General features: G+C 40.5%; 12 protein-coding genes and 2 pseudogenes. 13 read left to right on the forward strand and 1 reads right to left on the reverse strand.

Going from position 1 to position 15,025, the window contains the following annotated elements:
• Positions 1-12: 12 nt before the first annotated feature.
• The 7 genes and pseudogenes from STRCR_RS07305 to STRCR_RS07330 all read left to right on the forward strand — a co-directional run bounded on the left by STRCR_RS07305 (position 13) and on the right by STRCR_RS07330 (position 6,193).
• Positions 13-2,033, forward strand: a pseudogene (locus STRCR_RS07305) (heavy metal translocating P-type ATPase).
• Between the two features lie 515 nt (positions 2,034-2,548).
• Positions 2,549-2,743: pseudogene (locus STRCR_RS12335) on the forward strand (hypothetical protein); the annotation flags it as partial.
• A gap of 125 nt (positions 2,744-2,868) precedes the next feature.
• A complete protein-coding gene (locus STRCR_RS07310; RefSeq protein ID WP_004228258.1) occupies positions 2,869-3,297 on the forward strand; it encodes an Rrf2 family transcriptional regulator in 429 nt (142 codons plus the stop codon).
• 125 nt (positions 3,298-3,422) lie between these two features.
• The gene (locus tag STRCR_RS07315) at positions 3,423-4,427 is read left to right on the forward strand and encodes an NADP-dependent oxidoreductase (protein ID WP_004226024.1); all 1,005 of its coding nucleotides are present in this window, start codon (positions 3,423-3,425) and stop codon (positions 4,425-4,427) included.
• A gap of 5 nt (positions 4,428-4,432) precedes the next feature.
• A complete protein-coding gene (locus STRCR_RS07320) occupies positions 4,433-5,269 on the forward strand; it encodes an alpha/beta fold hydrolase (protein WP_004230140.1) in 837 nt (278 codons plus the stop codon).
• A 1-nt stretch (position 5,270) separates the two neighbouring features.
• On the forward strand, positions 5,271-5,447 hold the full coding sequence (locus tag STRCR_RS11770) for an SDR family NAD(P)-dependent oxidoreductase (RefSeq protein WP_420805010.1): 177 nt from the start codon (positions 5,271-5,273) through the stop codon (positions 5,445-5,447).
• 260 nt (positions 5,448-5,707) lie between these two features.
• Positions 5,708-6,193: a QueT transporter family protein gene (locus tag STRCR_RS07330; RefSeq protein ID WP_004225441.1), complete on the forward strand. Its 486-nt coding sequence runs from the start codon at positions 5,708-5,710 to the stop codon at positions 6,191-6,193.
• 237 nt (positions 6,194-6,430) lie between these two features.
• Here the strand turns inward: STRCR_RS07330 and STRCR_RS07335 are convergent, their stop codons facing one another.
• Positions 6,431-6,853 carry a hypothetical protein gene (locus tag STRCR_RS07335; RefSeq protein ID WP_157769176.1) on the reverse strand — a complete coding sequence of 141 codons (423 nt, stop codon included), beginning with the start codon at positions 6,851-6,853 and terminating at the stop codon, positions 6,431-6,433.
• Between the two features lie 494 nt (positions 6,854-7,347).
• On the opposite strand from STRCR_RS07335, the gene STRCR_RS07345 reads away from it, so the two are divergent.
• From STRCR_RS07345 to STRCR_RS07370, 6 genes are all read left to right on the forward strand, one after another.
• Positions 7,348-8,676: an NtaA/DmoA family FMN-dependent monooxygenase gene (locus tag STRCR_RS07345; protein WP_004227448.1), complete on the forward strand. Its 1,329-nt coding sequence runs from the start codon at positions 7,348-7,350 to the stop codon at positions 8,674-8,676.
• A gap of 117 nt (positions 8,677-8,793) precedes the next feature.
• Positions 8,794-9,774, forward strand: coding sequence for an NAD(P)H-dependent flavin oxidoreductase (locus STRCR_RS07350; protein WP_004228359.1), 981 nt, complete (start codon positions 8,794-8,796; stop codon positions 9,772-9,774).
• Between the two features lie 341 nt (positions 9,775-10,115).
• A complete protein-coding gene (locus tag STRCR_RS07355; protein ID WP_004225150.1) occupies positions 10,116-11,003 on the forward strand; it encodes a LysR family transcriptional regulator in 888 nt (295 codons plus the stop codon).
• Positions 11,004-11,091: 88 nt separating this feature from the next.
• Positions 11,092-12,033, forward strand: a complete 942-nt coding sequence (locus STRCR_RS07360) for an NmrA family NAD(P)-binding protein (RefSeq protein WP_004226022.1) — start codon at positions 11,092-11,094, stop codon at positions 12,031-12,033.
• 128 nt (positions 12,034-12,161) lie between these two features.
• On the forward strand, positions 12,162-13,100 hold the full coding sequence (locus tag STRCR_RS07365; RefSeq protein WP_004226854.1) for an NAD(P)H-binding protein: 939 nt from the start codon (positions 12,162-12,164) through the stop codon (positions 13,098-13,100).
• Positions 13,101-13,400: 300 nt separating this feature from the next.
• On the forward strand, positions 13,401-14,738 hold the full coding sequence (locus tag STRCR_RS07370; RefSeq protein ID WP_004226905.1) for a hypothetical protein: 1,338 nt from the start codon (positions 13,401-13,403) through the stop codon (positions 14,736-14,738).
• Positions 14,739-15,025 lie beyond the last annotated feature (287 nt).

Consider the following 15,025-nt stretch of genomic DNA (forward strand, 5'->3'; position numbering starts at 1 on the left):
AAGGAGCATGTTATGAATCATCAACACAATCATCATAATCACCATCATACGAATCAGGATTATTCTTCACACTCTCACCACAGTCATGGGGGTGGAATGGCTCACAGTGGCCATGCTGAAATGTTCAAGGAAAAGTTTTGGATAAGCCTTATCCTATTTCTCCCTGTGCTATTTTTATCACCGGTTATGGGGTTAAATCTACCTTTTCAATTTACTTTTTCTGGGTCTAACTGGATCGTATTAGTTCTCTCTACTGCTGTATTTTTCTACGGTGGCGTGCCTTTTATTACTGGTGCTAAAGACGAAATCAAGACGAAGAGTCCTGGTATAATGACCTTGGTTGCTATGGGGATATCTGTTGCCTATTTCTATAGTGTCTATGCCTTCATTGCCAATAACTTTATCGGTGGCGATCATGTCATGGATTTTTTCTGGGAACTGGTGACCCTAGTAGTTATTATGCTATTAGGCCACTGGATTGAGATGAAAGCCATATCTAATGCTAGCTCTTCATTAGAGCAATTAGCCAAACTTTTACCCGATGTAAGGAGGAAAATGTAGCTCTCGAAAACGTAAAAGAGGGAGATGTTCTCTTGGTCCGTGCTGGTGATAAAATGCCTGCTGATGGAATCATCGAATCTGGCTCAACCATTGCGGATGAATCAGCCGTTACCGGTGAATCTAGAGGAATTGTTAAAGATGTAGGAGATAGTATCATCGGAGGTTCCATTAATGGCAATGGAACTATCCAAGTTAGAGTAACTGGTACTGGAGAAAGCAGCTTCCTAGCTCAAGTCATGGAGCTGGTGCGAAAAGCGCAGGACGAAAAGTCTCATTTGGAAGTTCTTTCAGATAAGGTGGCTAAATGGCTATTCTATGTAGCTACTAGTGTTGGTATTGTGACTTTTATTATTTGGTTACTGATAGCTGATTTGCCAACAGCACTTAAATTTACAGTAACAGTACTGGTTATTGCCTGCCCGCACGCTCTTGGCTTAGCTATTCCACTTGTCGTTTCTCGTTCAACGTCAATGGCTGCTCAAAACGGACTATTATTAAAACGTCGCTCGGCTCTCGAAGTTTCCAGTCATTTAAATAAAATGGTTTTGGATAAAACTGGCACTTTAACAGAAGGGAAATTTGATGTTACAGGTGTTGAATCTTTCTTCCATTACACTATTAAAGAAGTTTTAGCTTTTTACGGGGCACTGGAAAAAACGTCAAAGCATCCTATCTCAACCAGTATTGTTAACTATATTTCTGAACGCAACATTCCCGTGAGAGATGCGCAGGAGACAGAGAATATCTCTGGTAAAGGAATTCGAGGTTTGATTGATAATCAAGAAGTCCAAATTTTAAGCTACAAAGCCATCATGCACCTTGGATTTAACATTGACCCAAAAGTTATCAAACCTTACCAAGAACAGGGGAATACATTGACCTTTCTTACTGTCGATGGTATATTGGTAGGTATGATTGCTCTGGGTGATACTGTTAAATCTGATTCAGCCGAATTTATTAAGTCACTAAAAAATCGTGGGATTACCCCAATCATGATGACTGGAGATAATAAAGATTCAGCCAAGGCTGTTGCTGACTACTTAGGAATCACAACCTATTTCGCAGAGATGTTACCAAGTGATAAAGAAAAAAAGGTAGCCGAGTTAGTAGCTCAGGGGGATCAAGTGGCAATGGTAGGCGATGGGATCAATGATGCGCCAAGCTTAGCCAGTGCTACTCTTGGTATTGCAATAGGGGCAGGTACTGATATCGCTATTGAATCTGCAGATCTTGTTTTGATAAATAGTAGGCTAAAAGATATCTTGTACTTCTTGGACCTAGCCAAAAATACAAGAAGCAAAATGGTACAAAACTTGATTTGGGGAGCTGGCTATAATATTCTAGCTATTCCACTAGCTGCTGGAATATTAACCCCAGTCGGATTTATTTTAAATCCAGCTGCCGGTGCTATCCTCATGTCATTATCTACAGTTATTGTTGCGATCAATGCGATGACGCTAAAAATGAAATGATAAAGATGGAAAAGGAATTTGGTAGAACGCCCAACCCAACTTTAATGTAAAACCTAGCAAGCGTTTTATACAAGGGCTTATCTATTCGTAATAGTAATCCGAACACTTCTTCGAAGGTTCAGACATTAATCATGTTGCTTTAAAAATTTCGCCAGCACATATGCTAATGAAAAGTGGCAGAAACTTGCTTGTGGAATAAGCATATAGGTAAGACTTTTTAAAGAGGAAAAATTTTCAAGACTCAGTAATGATTTTCCGAGAAGGCCAAGCAACTACAAAAAATATCTATACTTTACCCAAGAAAAATAAGGAGTTAGCCAATTCCTATTTATGCTCAATCTGCACTTTATGAGGGGGGATAAAAAAGAGAAGTGTTGGCTTATCTGCGTCAAAATCCACTTGTAACAGTAAGGGATAAGTTTAAAGGAAAATCAGATAGGCATTGAGAAGAGCGATATATTTAGTGATAGGTAATAAGAGATAGACGGATTTTAAACGAATGTCAAGCGTCAGTTCGTTTAGAAAATATCGAAGCAGTGGTAGCTGGATTAACCAGTTTAGGGATTGGATCCCTCTCCATTCGGACAGATGATTTCACCGGAGAAAAAATGACCTTTTTCTTCCTTGACGTTTTATTTAAGATAATATATACTTGTATCACTAACAAGAACAATTGCTCGCTAAACGATATACTGTTCTTCTGGGATTGAACCCGCCTAGACTCCTGTGAAAAACTCATCTTGCTTTAAGCGGTGTGACTTTTCGTCCGGTTTCCTATTTCTCTTTGGAGTGCTTAAAGGCTTAGTATCTTACTTACTTATTTGAAAGGAGTATTATGGACACAAAATTTTCAGTTGCGTTGCATATCTTAACAATGATTAGTGAGAGTAAAGAAAATCTCTCTTCACAGGCTTTAGCAACCAGTGTCGGAACCAATGCCAGCTATATCCGAAAGGTCATTGCTCTGTTGAAAAATGCAGAGCTCATCACATCGCATCAGGGTAAGGTCGGTTATGAGTTGACCAAGAACTCGGCGGACATCAGTCTGCTTGATATCTACTATGCGACACAAGAAGTGGCTCAGGTCAAGCTTTTTCAGGTCCACCAACATGCTAATCTGGAGTGCCCTGTTGGTAAGCATATCGAAGGGGCGATCAGCCCAGTCTTCCAACAGGCGGAGAATCAACTAGCTCAGGAGCTAGCTGATCAAAGTCTGGCAGATGTCATTGCAAACCTCTATAAACAAGCCAGTTTAGCCAAGTGACGCGCTTGGTTAATAATTTAGATCAACTTGTATCTGTATCGAAAACAAGAACAAGAAAAACCAACACTCACGTCAATCATTAGCAGATTAATTCTGCCATTTTCAAAAAAAGAAAGAAGAAAATCATGAAAGCAGCACAATTAAATGCCTACAACAAAAACAACCTCAACCTCGACCTCATCGATGTCCCAACACCAGAGCCACAAGACGACCAAGTCCTGATTAAGGTTCTGACAGCTGGTGTCAATCCTCTAGATAATATGATCACCCGTGGGGAGGTCAAGATGATTGTTCCCTACAAGACCCCTTTGATCGCTGGTAATGAAGTGGTTGGTATCATTGAGCAGGTCGGCAGTAAGGTGAGCGATTTTAACCTTGGTGACCGTGTCTTTGGGCGTTTGCCGCTGGACAGTATCGGTGCTTTTGCCGAATACGTGGCAGTAGATGTAGCAGCCCTTGCCAAAGTGCCTGACTATTTGACTGACGAAGAAGCCGCTGGTGTCCCACTGACTGCTCTGACCATTATGCAGGCTCTTGATTTGATGGGGGCCAAAGCAGGGCAGACTCTCTTTATCTCTGGCGGAACCGGCGGTGTCGGTGCCATGGCGATTCCCCTAGCCAAGGCCAAGGGCTTAACCGTTATCACTAATGGCGGAGCTGATAGTCGTGATCGTGTTCTTGAACTTGGTGCGGATCAATTTTTGGATTACAAGACACAGAATTATACAGAGCTCTTGTCAAATATTGACTTGGTCTTAGATACGCTAGGTAGTTCTGAAACGGAGAAACAGATGACCATCATGAAGCAGGGCGGACATTTGGTGTCTCTGCGGGCCATGCCCAACGGCAGCTTTGCTAAACGCATGAACCTCCCCAAATACAAACAAGTTCTCTTTGCCCAAGCTGGTCGTAAATTCGATAAAATGGCTGATAAATATGGGGTTCACTATGATTTTATCTTCGTTGAAAGCAATGGCAAACAGTTGCAGGAAGTGGCAGATATCTTCACCGAGCGTCAAATCAAGCCATCGGTGGATACGGTCTTTGCCTTTTCAGATATCAATAAGGCTTTGGACAAGGTTGCTAATGGTCGCTCACGCGGAAAAACAGTTCTCAGCATGAAAGGGTAAAACTCATGGCCTATTTAGAAACGAAAAATCAATATATAACCGTTAAAGGAATGAAAATCGCCTACCGTGAAATCGGTAAAGGCAAATCTGAACGTCCCTTGGTGATGCTGGTTCACTTAGCCGCTACCATGGATAATTGGGATCCCAAGCTGATCGATCTTTTAACGAAGCGGCAGCATGTTGTTCTACTTGATTTACCCGGTGTTGGGTCAAGCGGAGGGAAGGTCGCCACGACCATTTCAGGCATGGCTGAGCAGGTGATTGCTATCGTCAAGACCATGGGCTACTCTAGTATCAATCTTTTGGGACTGTCTATGGGAGGCATGATAGCCCAAGAAGTGGTACGTCTTGCACCAAATCTGGTCCAACGCCTAATTCTTGTAGGAACTGGCCACCGAGGCGGTGTCGGTATTGATAAGGTGACATCAATAACCTTTCGTTACATGGCGCGTGCTAGTTTCCACCGTGTGGACCCTAAACGTTATATTTTTTACGGCCATGATGATAAGGGTAAAATAGAAGCCGATAAGGTTCTTAGTCGTCTAGACAGTCGTGAAAAAGCTTATGCCGATAAGGCGATGGCTGTGCCGTCCTTCTTACGTCAATTAAAAGCAATCAAAGCTTGGGGCAAGTCAGCAGAGGACGACCTGAGCTTTATCAGCCAACCGACCTTGATTGTCAATGGTGACAAGGACATGATGGTGCCTACGGAAAATTCTTATATCATGAACGATAAGATTAGTAACAGCCAGCTCATCATCTTCCCAAATGCAGGTCACGGCTCACTCTTTCAGTATGCCGACCAATTTGCCAAGGACTTAGAAGAATTCCTAGGAGATTAAGATGACTAAAACCATCCTCATCACCGGCTCAACCGACAGTATCGGCAAGCACTTAGCAACAAAGCTAGCCAGCCAAGGCCATGAGATTGTCTTATATGGTCGCAATTCAAAGAATTGCAGGGAATGGTTCAGGAAATCGAAGAGAAGACAGAGAATACTAGACCTCATGCCTATTTAACTGATTTGTCCAAGTGATTACAAAAAGAAAATGGGTATCTTAATAGGGGGGGCATTCCGTGATTATGACTGCATGAAATGGAGCTAAACCGGTTGAAATTCTATTGTTTAGTCAAGGCTATAAACATGCTGGTGCTCTAGTTCTCCATAAACAGTTCTTTACCTAAGCTGATATTCTTGTTACAATAATAGTCCTGTCTTCTTGTAAGCTGGCAAGTAATAGCAGTGACAGAACTTATAGATAAGATTAGGAAGTGAACCATGAGCAAACTATCTACCAAACTCATCGCACAAAATACTATGATCGCAGCCATCTATCTAGTGCTGACTCTCATCAATCCTATCTCAAGTGGAATTTTCCAATTTCGTCTATCCACACTTTTGATGGCAGTTCCCTTTTTCTTTCCGAGACTATCTTATGGTCTAGTGATCGGTGTCATGGTCAGTAACTTTTTTACAGGTTTCGGCCTGATTGATGTCTTGGGTGGCTTTGTCATCCAAACCCTATCCCTATTCGTCTATAATAGTGCCTTCAAATCAGCTTACCTAAAAAGTTTTTTGTATGCCCTAACAGCTGGTCTCGTCGTTTCAAGCGTCATTTTTTACGTGACCAAGATTCCATTTGAAAGCAAGGCCTTTGCCCTCAGCGTCTTCTCCGTAGCGATTTCAAACTTCTTGATTGCCATCATTGGCGTCTTTATTGTTGATAAATACCTAAAGGGTCTTTTAGCAAGATTTCTTATCTGAGTAGTGACATGACAGGTGACTACGGGAAATGGTGTTTAAGTAAAATAGTGAGATCTCTTGGTTGATAGTCTTCAACCAAGGCTTTTTGATTTAGTCTTCTCCAATACAGAACCAAATCCTTTCAATAATTTCTTGTCCAACTTTTTTGTGATCAATACAGTCAGCTATGTTTTTTCTTTAGGATGTTTAAGAGACTAAAGCTGAGTTGGTCTGTAGGGGGCTTAGCTTTTTTGTAGATTAGGTCAGTCTTAAGTTTCCAATAGTGGCAAAAAGTTTTTCCTGTGCTTTTTCTAGACTTAAGTTGGTGTCTAAAAGCCAATAGTTGACAAAGGAGACAATAGCCCCTGAAAAGATGTGGATAGAGGCTGGATCTATGGTCAAGCCATGTTCATGACTGCCTTCTAGGTTGGTGGTGACGATCATCTGATGAAAGGCAGCCGAAAAGCTAGCGGGTTGGCTGGTTAAGAGCTGGTGGATAATAAAGCGGTTGTGATCCACGGCATGCAGAATATTATTGAGAAAGAGTCGGTTTTCTGCTGGTGTGATATGGCTGAGATCTTTAGCGACTGGTCGGCAGGCCTCCTCCATAGACAGAAGGATTTTCTGCAGGAGGCTCTCGTATAAATGTTCTTTGGGTCTCATAATGTTGATAAAAGGCATTGCGTGATACTTGAGCTAGCTGGCAGATTTCTTTGACAGAAATTTTTGTAAGATCCTTGGCTTGTAGGAGGTGTAAAAAAGCCTCTTGCAGGTTTTTTTCAGTTTTTTCAAAACGTAAGTCTTTTTTCAAGATGACAGTCCTTTCTAATGTGTCCTTTAAGTGACAGATACGGGGATAATGACCATTGCATTAATTAAATGACAGGTGTACTATAAATACTATAACATATTGCCAAAGAGAAAGGGAACTGATAGATAGTAAATTGTATTACAGTTATTTTAGGCATAGCAAGTCAATTGTTCAAAGGTAAACAAATGGATGATGCAGTACGGTAGATAAAATGGTAGAGGCTTATAACTGTTCCAGCTGATTAGTCTAACTGCTAGAAGTGTTTGCCGACTTAACTTCTGGCATTAAAAAATACAGAGCGGTGATGAATGTCTCTTAGGATGAGACATGATCAGTATCGTATAAATAAAGAGGAGTAACTATTATGACAGAAAAGAAACAAATGAAGCTTGGTCTTGCCATGTTTGGCGCAGCAGGCTTAAATTTTAAATCCTGGCTGGATCCAGAGGTTCACTTGGAAGACTACCCTGATATTTCCGTGGATGTCAAGGCAGCCCAATTAGCTGAAAAAGGAAAATTCCAGTTCATGTTCTTTGGAGATTTCCCGGGGACTAAGGCTGCGGACAATGGTGACATGCAGACGATGGGAATGGATCCTCTCTTGATTGCTACAGTCATTGCCAGTCAGACAAAACATATTGGTCTCGGGATTACCAGAGCGACTTCTTGGAACAATCCTTATGAAGTTGCTAGACAGTTTAAGACTCTAGATGCGATTAGTAAGGGCCGTGTGGCTTGGAATGCTGTGACCGGTGCCAATGGGGTCAGTGCCAATGCTTATGGTGTTTCTTTGCCGTCCAGTTTTGATCGTTATGGCAAGGCAGCTGAATTTGTAGAAGTAGTCCAAGCCTTATGGGCTAGCTGGGGAGAAGATGCTCTTAAACTCGATCATGACAACCAAATTTTTGCGGATTATGACAAGGTGAAGTCCGTGTCCATCAAAGGAAAATATGTTGAAACGTCTGGTACACTGCCAATTCCGCCATCAAAACAGGGGCAGCCGCCGATTTTCCATTCAGGCGGTTCTAGCAATAGTGTGGCCTTTGCTGGTCAGCATGCGGATGTCTATGTTGGTGAAGTGTGGACCATTGAGCAAGGGAAAGCCATGCGTCAGGCCCTCAGCCAAGCAGGTGTTGTCAATGGCAGAAAACCTGATGCTATTGCCTTTATTGCAGGGGTCATGCCTCTCATCGGAGATAGTAAAAAAGAAGCTCTTGAGCGCCATGCCAAGTTTATAAGCGAGGACACCTTCTACCAACGGGTTGCCCATGTCGGCTATGCCTTGGGCGTTCAATTTACCATGGCAGATATTGAGAAGCCTATTGATTCTGAGATTCTAGACAGTGTTGAAATCACGCCTTATAGTGACCCACGGACTGAAAACATCATCCGAGTGGCGCGTGAAGGCTGGACCTTACGAGAAGTGGTTTACCACTCAGTCATTGACTATCACCCTGCAGCAGTCGGAACAGCTGAAGATATCGCTGATCACTTGACAGAATGGTTTGAAAGTGGGGCAGCTGATGGCTTTTGGGTCATGCCTGATGTCTATGAAACTGATCTTAAGCGTTTTGTTGAGGAGGTTGTCCCGATTTTGCAAGAACGAGGTATTTTCCATACCGATTATGAAGGTGAAACGCTCCGAGAAAATCTAGGCCTTCCTTATCAATATGGTGTGCGAAAAGAAGACTAGGTGACAGTTTTGACCAATTTGTCACCTAAGTGACAAACAGACTTTATCTGCCATTTGACCGAATTAAATGACAGATGTACTATTAGGCTGTAGAAAATAAAGAATCGAGGTCAGCTTATGACAAATCGTGTGGCAGAAATTTTAGGAATTGAGAAGCCGATCATTCAAGGTCCCCTAGCTTGGTTGACTGATGGGCACTATGCAGGTGCAGTCAGCGCGGCGGGTGGTCTCGGAGTGCTTGGCATCAGTGCTGGTCAAAAGGTCGCAGCAACAACCGTAGAGGAAACGATTGAAAATATGCGCCGCGAAATTTATATTGTACGCGGGATTACTGATAGACCATTGGGGATTAATGTAGCACCGGGCAGTGAACTGACTGATATTTTTACCGGTCCAATGCTTGATCTCATGGTTGAAGAAAAAGTACCTGTTGCTATCATGGTCGGTCAATTTTCTGCCTACTGGACGGCTAAATTCAAGGAAAAAGGCATCAAGGTTGTCTTTCGGGCAGAAACGCCAGATGTTAAAAATACGGAAGAAGCTATTCAAGGTGGTGCCGATATCATTGTGGCGACTGGTTTTGATGAAGGCGGGACAGTTCCAAGCAAGGTTATCGGGACCTTCTCAATTGTTCCTATGATTGTGGATGCGGCTAAGGGGCGTGTACCAGTCATGGCGGCCGGCGGTATCGCTGACAGTCGTACAGCACGGGCAGCTTTTGCCCTGGGTGCAGAAGGGCTCTACGTTGGTACTGCCTTCATGATGTCAGAGGAGTCTATCTTAGCACAAAACATCAAGGAGATGGCCTTGAAAGCTGACGCTTCTGATCTCTTGCTCTACCGTACAGTGCCTGCCTATTACCGTTCATTACCGGGAGAAATTCCTAATAAACTCTTAGAGATGAGCAAGGACGGAGCGACAGAAGAAGCGATTTTTGAAGTGCAGCGAGGCTACAATGGCATGCGTGATGGGATGCTCTTTGGAGATCTGACCAAGGGCTTCGCTTCTTTTGGACTTGGTATCTCAATGATTGATAAAATCGAACCTGTTTCTGTTATTATGGATAAACTCATGAGCGGGATTGCGGATTTGGTGTAGATAATATAAGTTTCGGCTATTTAGCTGGAACTTTTTTTGATGTTTATGTCATAATAGAGACAAGAATGACTAGGAGGACAAGAAAAACATGCATGCGGGATATCTCTATGATGCCAACTGTGAGGGTTGGTTAGTAGAATAACGATGCTGTCAATTAAGAGCCTAAGTATAATTTTAAAAATGTAGCTTTATGAATGGTATCAGCCAACTCTAAATTTTTAAATGCATTACCCGATAATAAAAACATGATGAAAAGGTTACAGAGAGGCATTAAAGCATGGTATTCAATAGTTTGATCTAATATTCGATTGGTAATCTAATGATGTTTGGGGAGGGGCATTATGCATATCGAAAAGCTTAAATACTTTATTGATTTATATGATTGTAGAAATTTTACTGAAACGGCGAAGAAAAACTATATTTCTCAAGCTACCATTAGTCAATATATTTCTAGCTTGGAGAAAGAGTTTGATACGGTATTTTTCGATCGTTCTACAAATCCTATCGGTTCTACAGAAGCTGGGAAAATATTTTATGATCATGCTAAGCTCTTGCTAAAGCAATACGAAGAAACTAAGGAAGATGTCAACCATACTAAACTTGCGGAAATTCCAAAGTTAACGTTGGCTTATACTTCCTTAAGTGATATAAAATTACTGCTACCTTTTATCAGTTATTTACAGAATCAACCTCAGACTTTCAGCATAGAACTGGAAAAAGTTGATTGTAAAGACATTGAAAATTACGTGTTAAAAGGACTGGCTGATATTGCTTTGTCCTTTTCAGATGAATTTGCAAGTAATAGATTAGTCAAAATAACCATTAAGTCAGGAACATATAGGGCTTTAGTTCCAAAGGGGCACAACTTATTCGATAAAGAAGTTATTGACATTGAAGATTTATATCAGTATCCTATGCTCATGCTAAGTGAAGGCAAAATGGGGACGCCTTATCAAACGATGCAAGAACGATCTCTTAAAGAGGGCTTTTTCCCAAATATTGCTCGGACTGTAGATGATTTTGAAGAAGGCTTCTTCTATATCCTCACTGAGCAGTTGGTTGGATTTGCAACTGATGAGTATACTCTTGATAATTTAGAAGGGGTCATTAAGAGTATCCCTATAAATAGTAGTCAGCATACTTACGAACTTGTGCTAGCCTATCAGTTTGATACCGAGAATGAAGCATTAGTACAGTTCATAAAGCAGTTAAAGACCTACTTATTATAAAAATTTATAGCCCATAATAAATCAGAATTGGCTATTTGATAATGTTTGCACTATAATGAAGGTATCTTATGAAAGTGAGGAAATTCACATGAGTAAATTATTATTAACAGGTGTCGATGGAAATCTAGGTGGCCTTGCTGCAGATTATCTGCTTGGCTTGGCAGAAAAATCTAGTCTTATCTTTGGCGGTTATAGTAGGTCAGCCCTTGAAAAATATGCTAATCAAGGCATCGAAACTCGCCAAATGAATTTCAATCATAAAGAAGGTTTGGCTGAAAAATTTGAAGGTGCAGAGGTTTTGGCACTTATTTCCATGCCATTTGTCGGTGAAAAGCGGCAAACGGCTCATAAAAATGTTGTAGATGCTGCTAAAGAAGCAGGGGTCAAGAAAATTATCTACACCTCTTTAGTCAATGCATCTGATCCAACCAATCCTAGTAAGGAAAAGATTGACCATGCCTTTACTGAAAAGTATATTGAAGAATCTGGTCTCGATTATATTTTCTTACGTAACTCACAGTATGCTGAAGCTATGATCACGAACTATTTCACTTTTGTTCACGCAAATGCACCGCTTGCTAATAGTCAAGGTGAAGGGAAGATGGCCTATATTTCTCGAAGAGACTGCGCCAAAGCAGTAGCTTACGCCTTGCTAGCAGATGACTTGCATCAATCTATACAAAATATTAATGGACCAGAGCTTCTGACCATGGCAGAGTTCGTGGCTATTGGTAATGACGTTACTGGAAATCATATTGCCTATAAGGCAATTACTGATGAAGAAAACTATGCTATCTTTGATGCCATGGGTGTCCCTCGTACAACTGACGGTGATTTCAAAAAAGATTCTGAAGCCCCTTATTCATCGGAAGGTATGGTGACGTTTGCCCAAGCCATTCGTGAGGGCAAGATGGATCTTTGCACTGATGATTTTAAAAATCTTACGGGAGACAAGGCTTTGAGCGTTCGGTATATGTTTGAGCATGCGGCAGAATTCCAAGTTGGAGAGCGGCACTCTCAGGATAATTAAAAGAATACAGCCAACGACACTTGCAAAAATCCAAAGACTTACTAGCCACTTCAGGCATTTATGATAGTTTTCCTATTTTGTGCTGTGTATCGCTTACACTTTTGTATCTTGATTAAAAGGAGGACGTTATGACTAAAATTGTAGTTAATGGAGTTGATGGCAACTTTGGAGCTCAGGTTGCCAAAGATATTTTAAAATTGCTGCCTAAGGAATCATTGCTCTTTACAGCGCCTAGAGAAGATGGTTTAGAGCAGTACAAGCAGGAAGGAATTGCAACAGCGGTTGCCGATTTTACCTCTCAGGAAAGCTTGGTTGAGGTCTTTGAAAATGCTGATAAGGTATTGCTCGTATCGATGCCATTTGTTGGTGAAAACCGTCGCTTTGCCCATAAAAATGTAGTGGAAGCCTGCATAAAAGCAAATGTTAAGCAAATTATTTATACCTCAGTTCTTTCAGCAAGTCACCCCTTCAATCCAAGTATTGAAAATGTCGATCACAGCTATACAGAAGCACTGATTGAAAATTCACCATTAGATTATATTATACTGAGAAACTCTTTGTTTGCCGAAGCTTTTATTAGTGATTATCTGCGAGCTGTGGAGTCTGGCGAAGATACGATTTCAAAAAATATGGGAGATGGCCGTGTTTGGTTTATTTCAAGAAGAGATGCTGCCCTTGCAGCTAGTTGTGCCTTAGCAAATGATTTATTGCACCGAGAAATCTTGAACATCAACGGTCTGGAACCAGTGTCTTATCAATGTTTTTTAGATATTGCTAATCAGGCAACTCACAATAATATTACCTATACAAAACTCACAGATGAAGCGCTTTATGCTTATTTCGACAGTATTGGTGTCCCTCGTGATACTGACGGTGATTTCAGTAAGAGCCCTATTCAGGCAACTTCTGAAGGAATGGTCAGCTTTGGTACGACTGTTACTCAAGGCTTCTTAGACGTAGCCGTTAGTGATTTTGTCAAACTGACAGGAAGGCGACCGATCACACTAGCTCAAATGTTTAAAAATCCAAAGGACTATCTCTTAGGCGATAGACATGTGGCGGAGTGAAGAGAAAGTATAAAATAGTCATAGTCAGAGAAGGTCACTTAGATCTTCTTTTTTATTGGAGTTATTTTAATTAAATTTATGGAAAATTTCCATAAAACTATTGTGAAAGCGCTTTTAAAATAGTAACATTTAAGTAACAATTCGAAATTAAAATCAGAGAGCTGCTTTTATCGGCTTATAATAATATTAGGGTGTACTGCACTATTAACTAACTGGGGATCGTCCAATGTACTCATTGAAACCGAGAAGCAGGAATTTTCAGAATCTAGTAAGATATATTTAGATTTCTAGGTGAATTTTATGGATTTAACAGTTGATAAACGAGACAGACTAGTTGAACTTTTAGCTTCAGAGTATACTGTACCAGAGCAGTATATTGATTGTGTAAAGGTAGCAATTAAGCAATATGCTACTAAGAACTACTCTGATAAAACCATTAGTAGTATGGCGAAAACGCCACAAAGTCTTTCAAAAGGTTTAGCTTTACTTAGGGAGAGAAGTGGGAAAACTGATTTAAGTCTGTTTAGAGGTATAATTTCTGAATGGTTGGTATGCGCTGAATACAATGCTCTGAAGAATAAGGGGGCAGTTGTAATAACAATAACCAATCCAGATCCATCATCTAAAGCTGATTTACTTCATATTATTGATACTAGTAATGGGTTTAAGGCGGTTCCTGGGCCTGATGTGAAGAGTGGTGGTAGTAGCTATGTTTTTAATCAATGGAAAAAAATAGTTCAAAATAGGTATGAAATTCCAATGGTAGATGTGGATGATATTCTGACTACTGAGGAAGGATTGAAGCAGTTAACTAAAAAACAAAGAGCTGAATTTGAAGAACTTAGCATACAATTTCCTAATAAACGACCAATTCCATCAGCTTGGAACAAAGATGATATTATGAGGGTGATTGCTGATTACCTAAAATATGTGGAATTTGACTTGTTGCCTAGTACAGAGTCAGCACTTTCTATCAAAGATATCAGTGTTCCTAGAATTAAAGATAAGTTATATAGCGGTAAAATTTCTAATGCGCAATCTTATGATTGGACAGTATTTTTAAGCGAAGTTAAAACTATTTTTAATACTCAAGAATCATCTAAAGATGTTGATACAGTTGAATTCGGTATTCAATCGGATTCAGGCAATTCTATTAGCTCTCATTCACAAAAGGCAAATATAGTAACACACAAGTCCAAGTCTCTTAAGTTGGTAGACAAAGCCAAATCATTTTTTAATACAGGATTAAATACTGTATTAAATTCTGGTAAGGGAGCTGTGAAATGGCTAGCTAATCATCCTGAGGAGAGAACTGCAATAGTTGCTGCAGTTGGGGAAATAATTGCTGAAGTCGCTATTAATAATTCAAATAGGTCAAATTCTGAGTATATAGGTGGTTATGATGATAAAAACTACAAACCGACATATTATCAATACGATAACAGTGAAGATACTATTTTAACAAATTCAGAAGAGGTTAAAAATGTTCCCGAGTCTTCAAGTTCACATCATGATTATCCAGAACAACGGAAATCACCTAGAGTGCATATTGCACATAGGGATGGCAAGCCTTATCTAAGGGGAGGAACAGCTGAGGAGAAACAGCAGTTTAGAGAAGAAAATGATTTAGATTTTTGAGGGAAATTATATGTAAATAAATCGCTATTGTAATGATTGCCTTTGAAGTCGTACAAACGACTCTTGGTTTTGGTAGCTTACTATTGCTTTGATTAGCTTGTGCTATAAAATCTTCAAAGATAGAGACAAAAAATAGATCCGTCCCCACTTTTGGCTAGTTGGACGGATTTATTCTGTAAAACAAGCTGCCATTGTTTAACAGTTCTACATTGGAGTTGGATCGCCCGCCGTCCAGCTCCTTTTCTGCTTTATTGTGCCATACTTGATCTTTTTTCAAATAAGTGTGT

Source organism: Streptococcus criceti HS-6 (assembly GCF_000187975.2).
Lineage (GTDB): Bacteria > Bacillota > Bacilli > Lactobacillales > Streptococcaceae > Streptococcus > Streptococcus criceti.

Bases quoted from the DNA above. Each gene is read 5' to 3' on its own strand.
- STRCR_RS07310 (WP_004228258.1), top strand. From the start codon at position 2,869: ATGGACACAAAATTTTCAGTTGCGTTGCATATCTTAACAATGATTAGT.
- STRCR_RS07315 (WP_004226024.1), top strand. From the start codon at position 3,423: ATGAAAGCAGCACAATTAAATGCCTACAACAAAAACAACCTCAACCTC.
- STRCR_RS07320 (WP_004230140.1), top strand. From the start codon at position 4,433: ATGGCCTATTTAGAAACGAAAAATCAATATATAACCGTTAAAGGAATG.
- STRCR_RS11770 (WP_420805010.1), top strand. From the start codon at position 5,271: ATGACTAAAACCATCCTCATCACCGGCTCAACCGACAGTATCGGCAAG.
- STRCR_RS07330 (WP_004225441.1), top strand. From the start codon at position 5,708: ATGAGCAAACTATCTACCAAACTCATCGCACAAAATACTATGATCGCA.
- STRCR_RS07335 (WP_157769176.1), bottom strand. From the start codon at position 6,853: ATGCCTTTTATCAACATTATGAGACCCAAAGAACATTTATACGAGAGC.
- STRCR_RS07345 (WP_004227448.1), top strand. From the start codon at position 7,348: ATGACAGAAAAGAAACAAATGAAGCTTGGTCTTGCCATGTTTGGCGCA.
- STRCR_RS07350 (WP_004228359.1), top strand. From the start codon at position 8,794: ATGACAAATCGTGTGGCAGAAATTTTAGGAATTGAGAAGCCGATCATT.
- STRCR_RS07355 (WP_004225150.1), top strand. From the start codon at position 10,116: ATGCATATCGAAAAGCTTAAATACTTTATTGATTTATATGATTGTAGA.
- STRCR_RS07360 (WP_004226022.1), top strand. From the start codon at position 11,092: ATGAGTAAATTATTATTAACAGGTGTCGATGGAAATCTAGGTGGCCTT.
- STRCR_RS07365 (WP_004226854.1), top strand. From the start codon at position 12,162: ATGACTAAAATTGTAGTTAATGGAGTTGATGGCAACTTTGGAGCTCAG.
- STRCR_RS07370 (WP_004226905.1), top strand. From the start codon at position 13,401: ATGGATTTAACAGTTGATAAACGAGACAGACTAGTTGAACTTTTAGCT.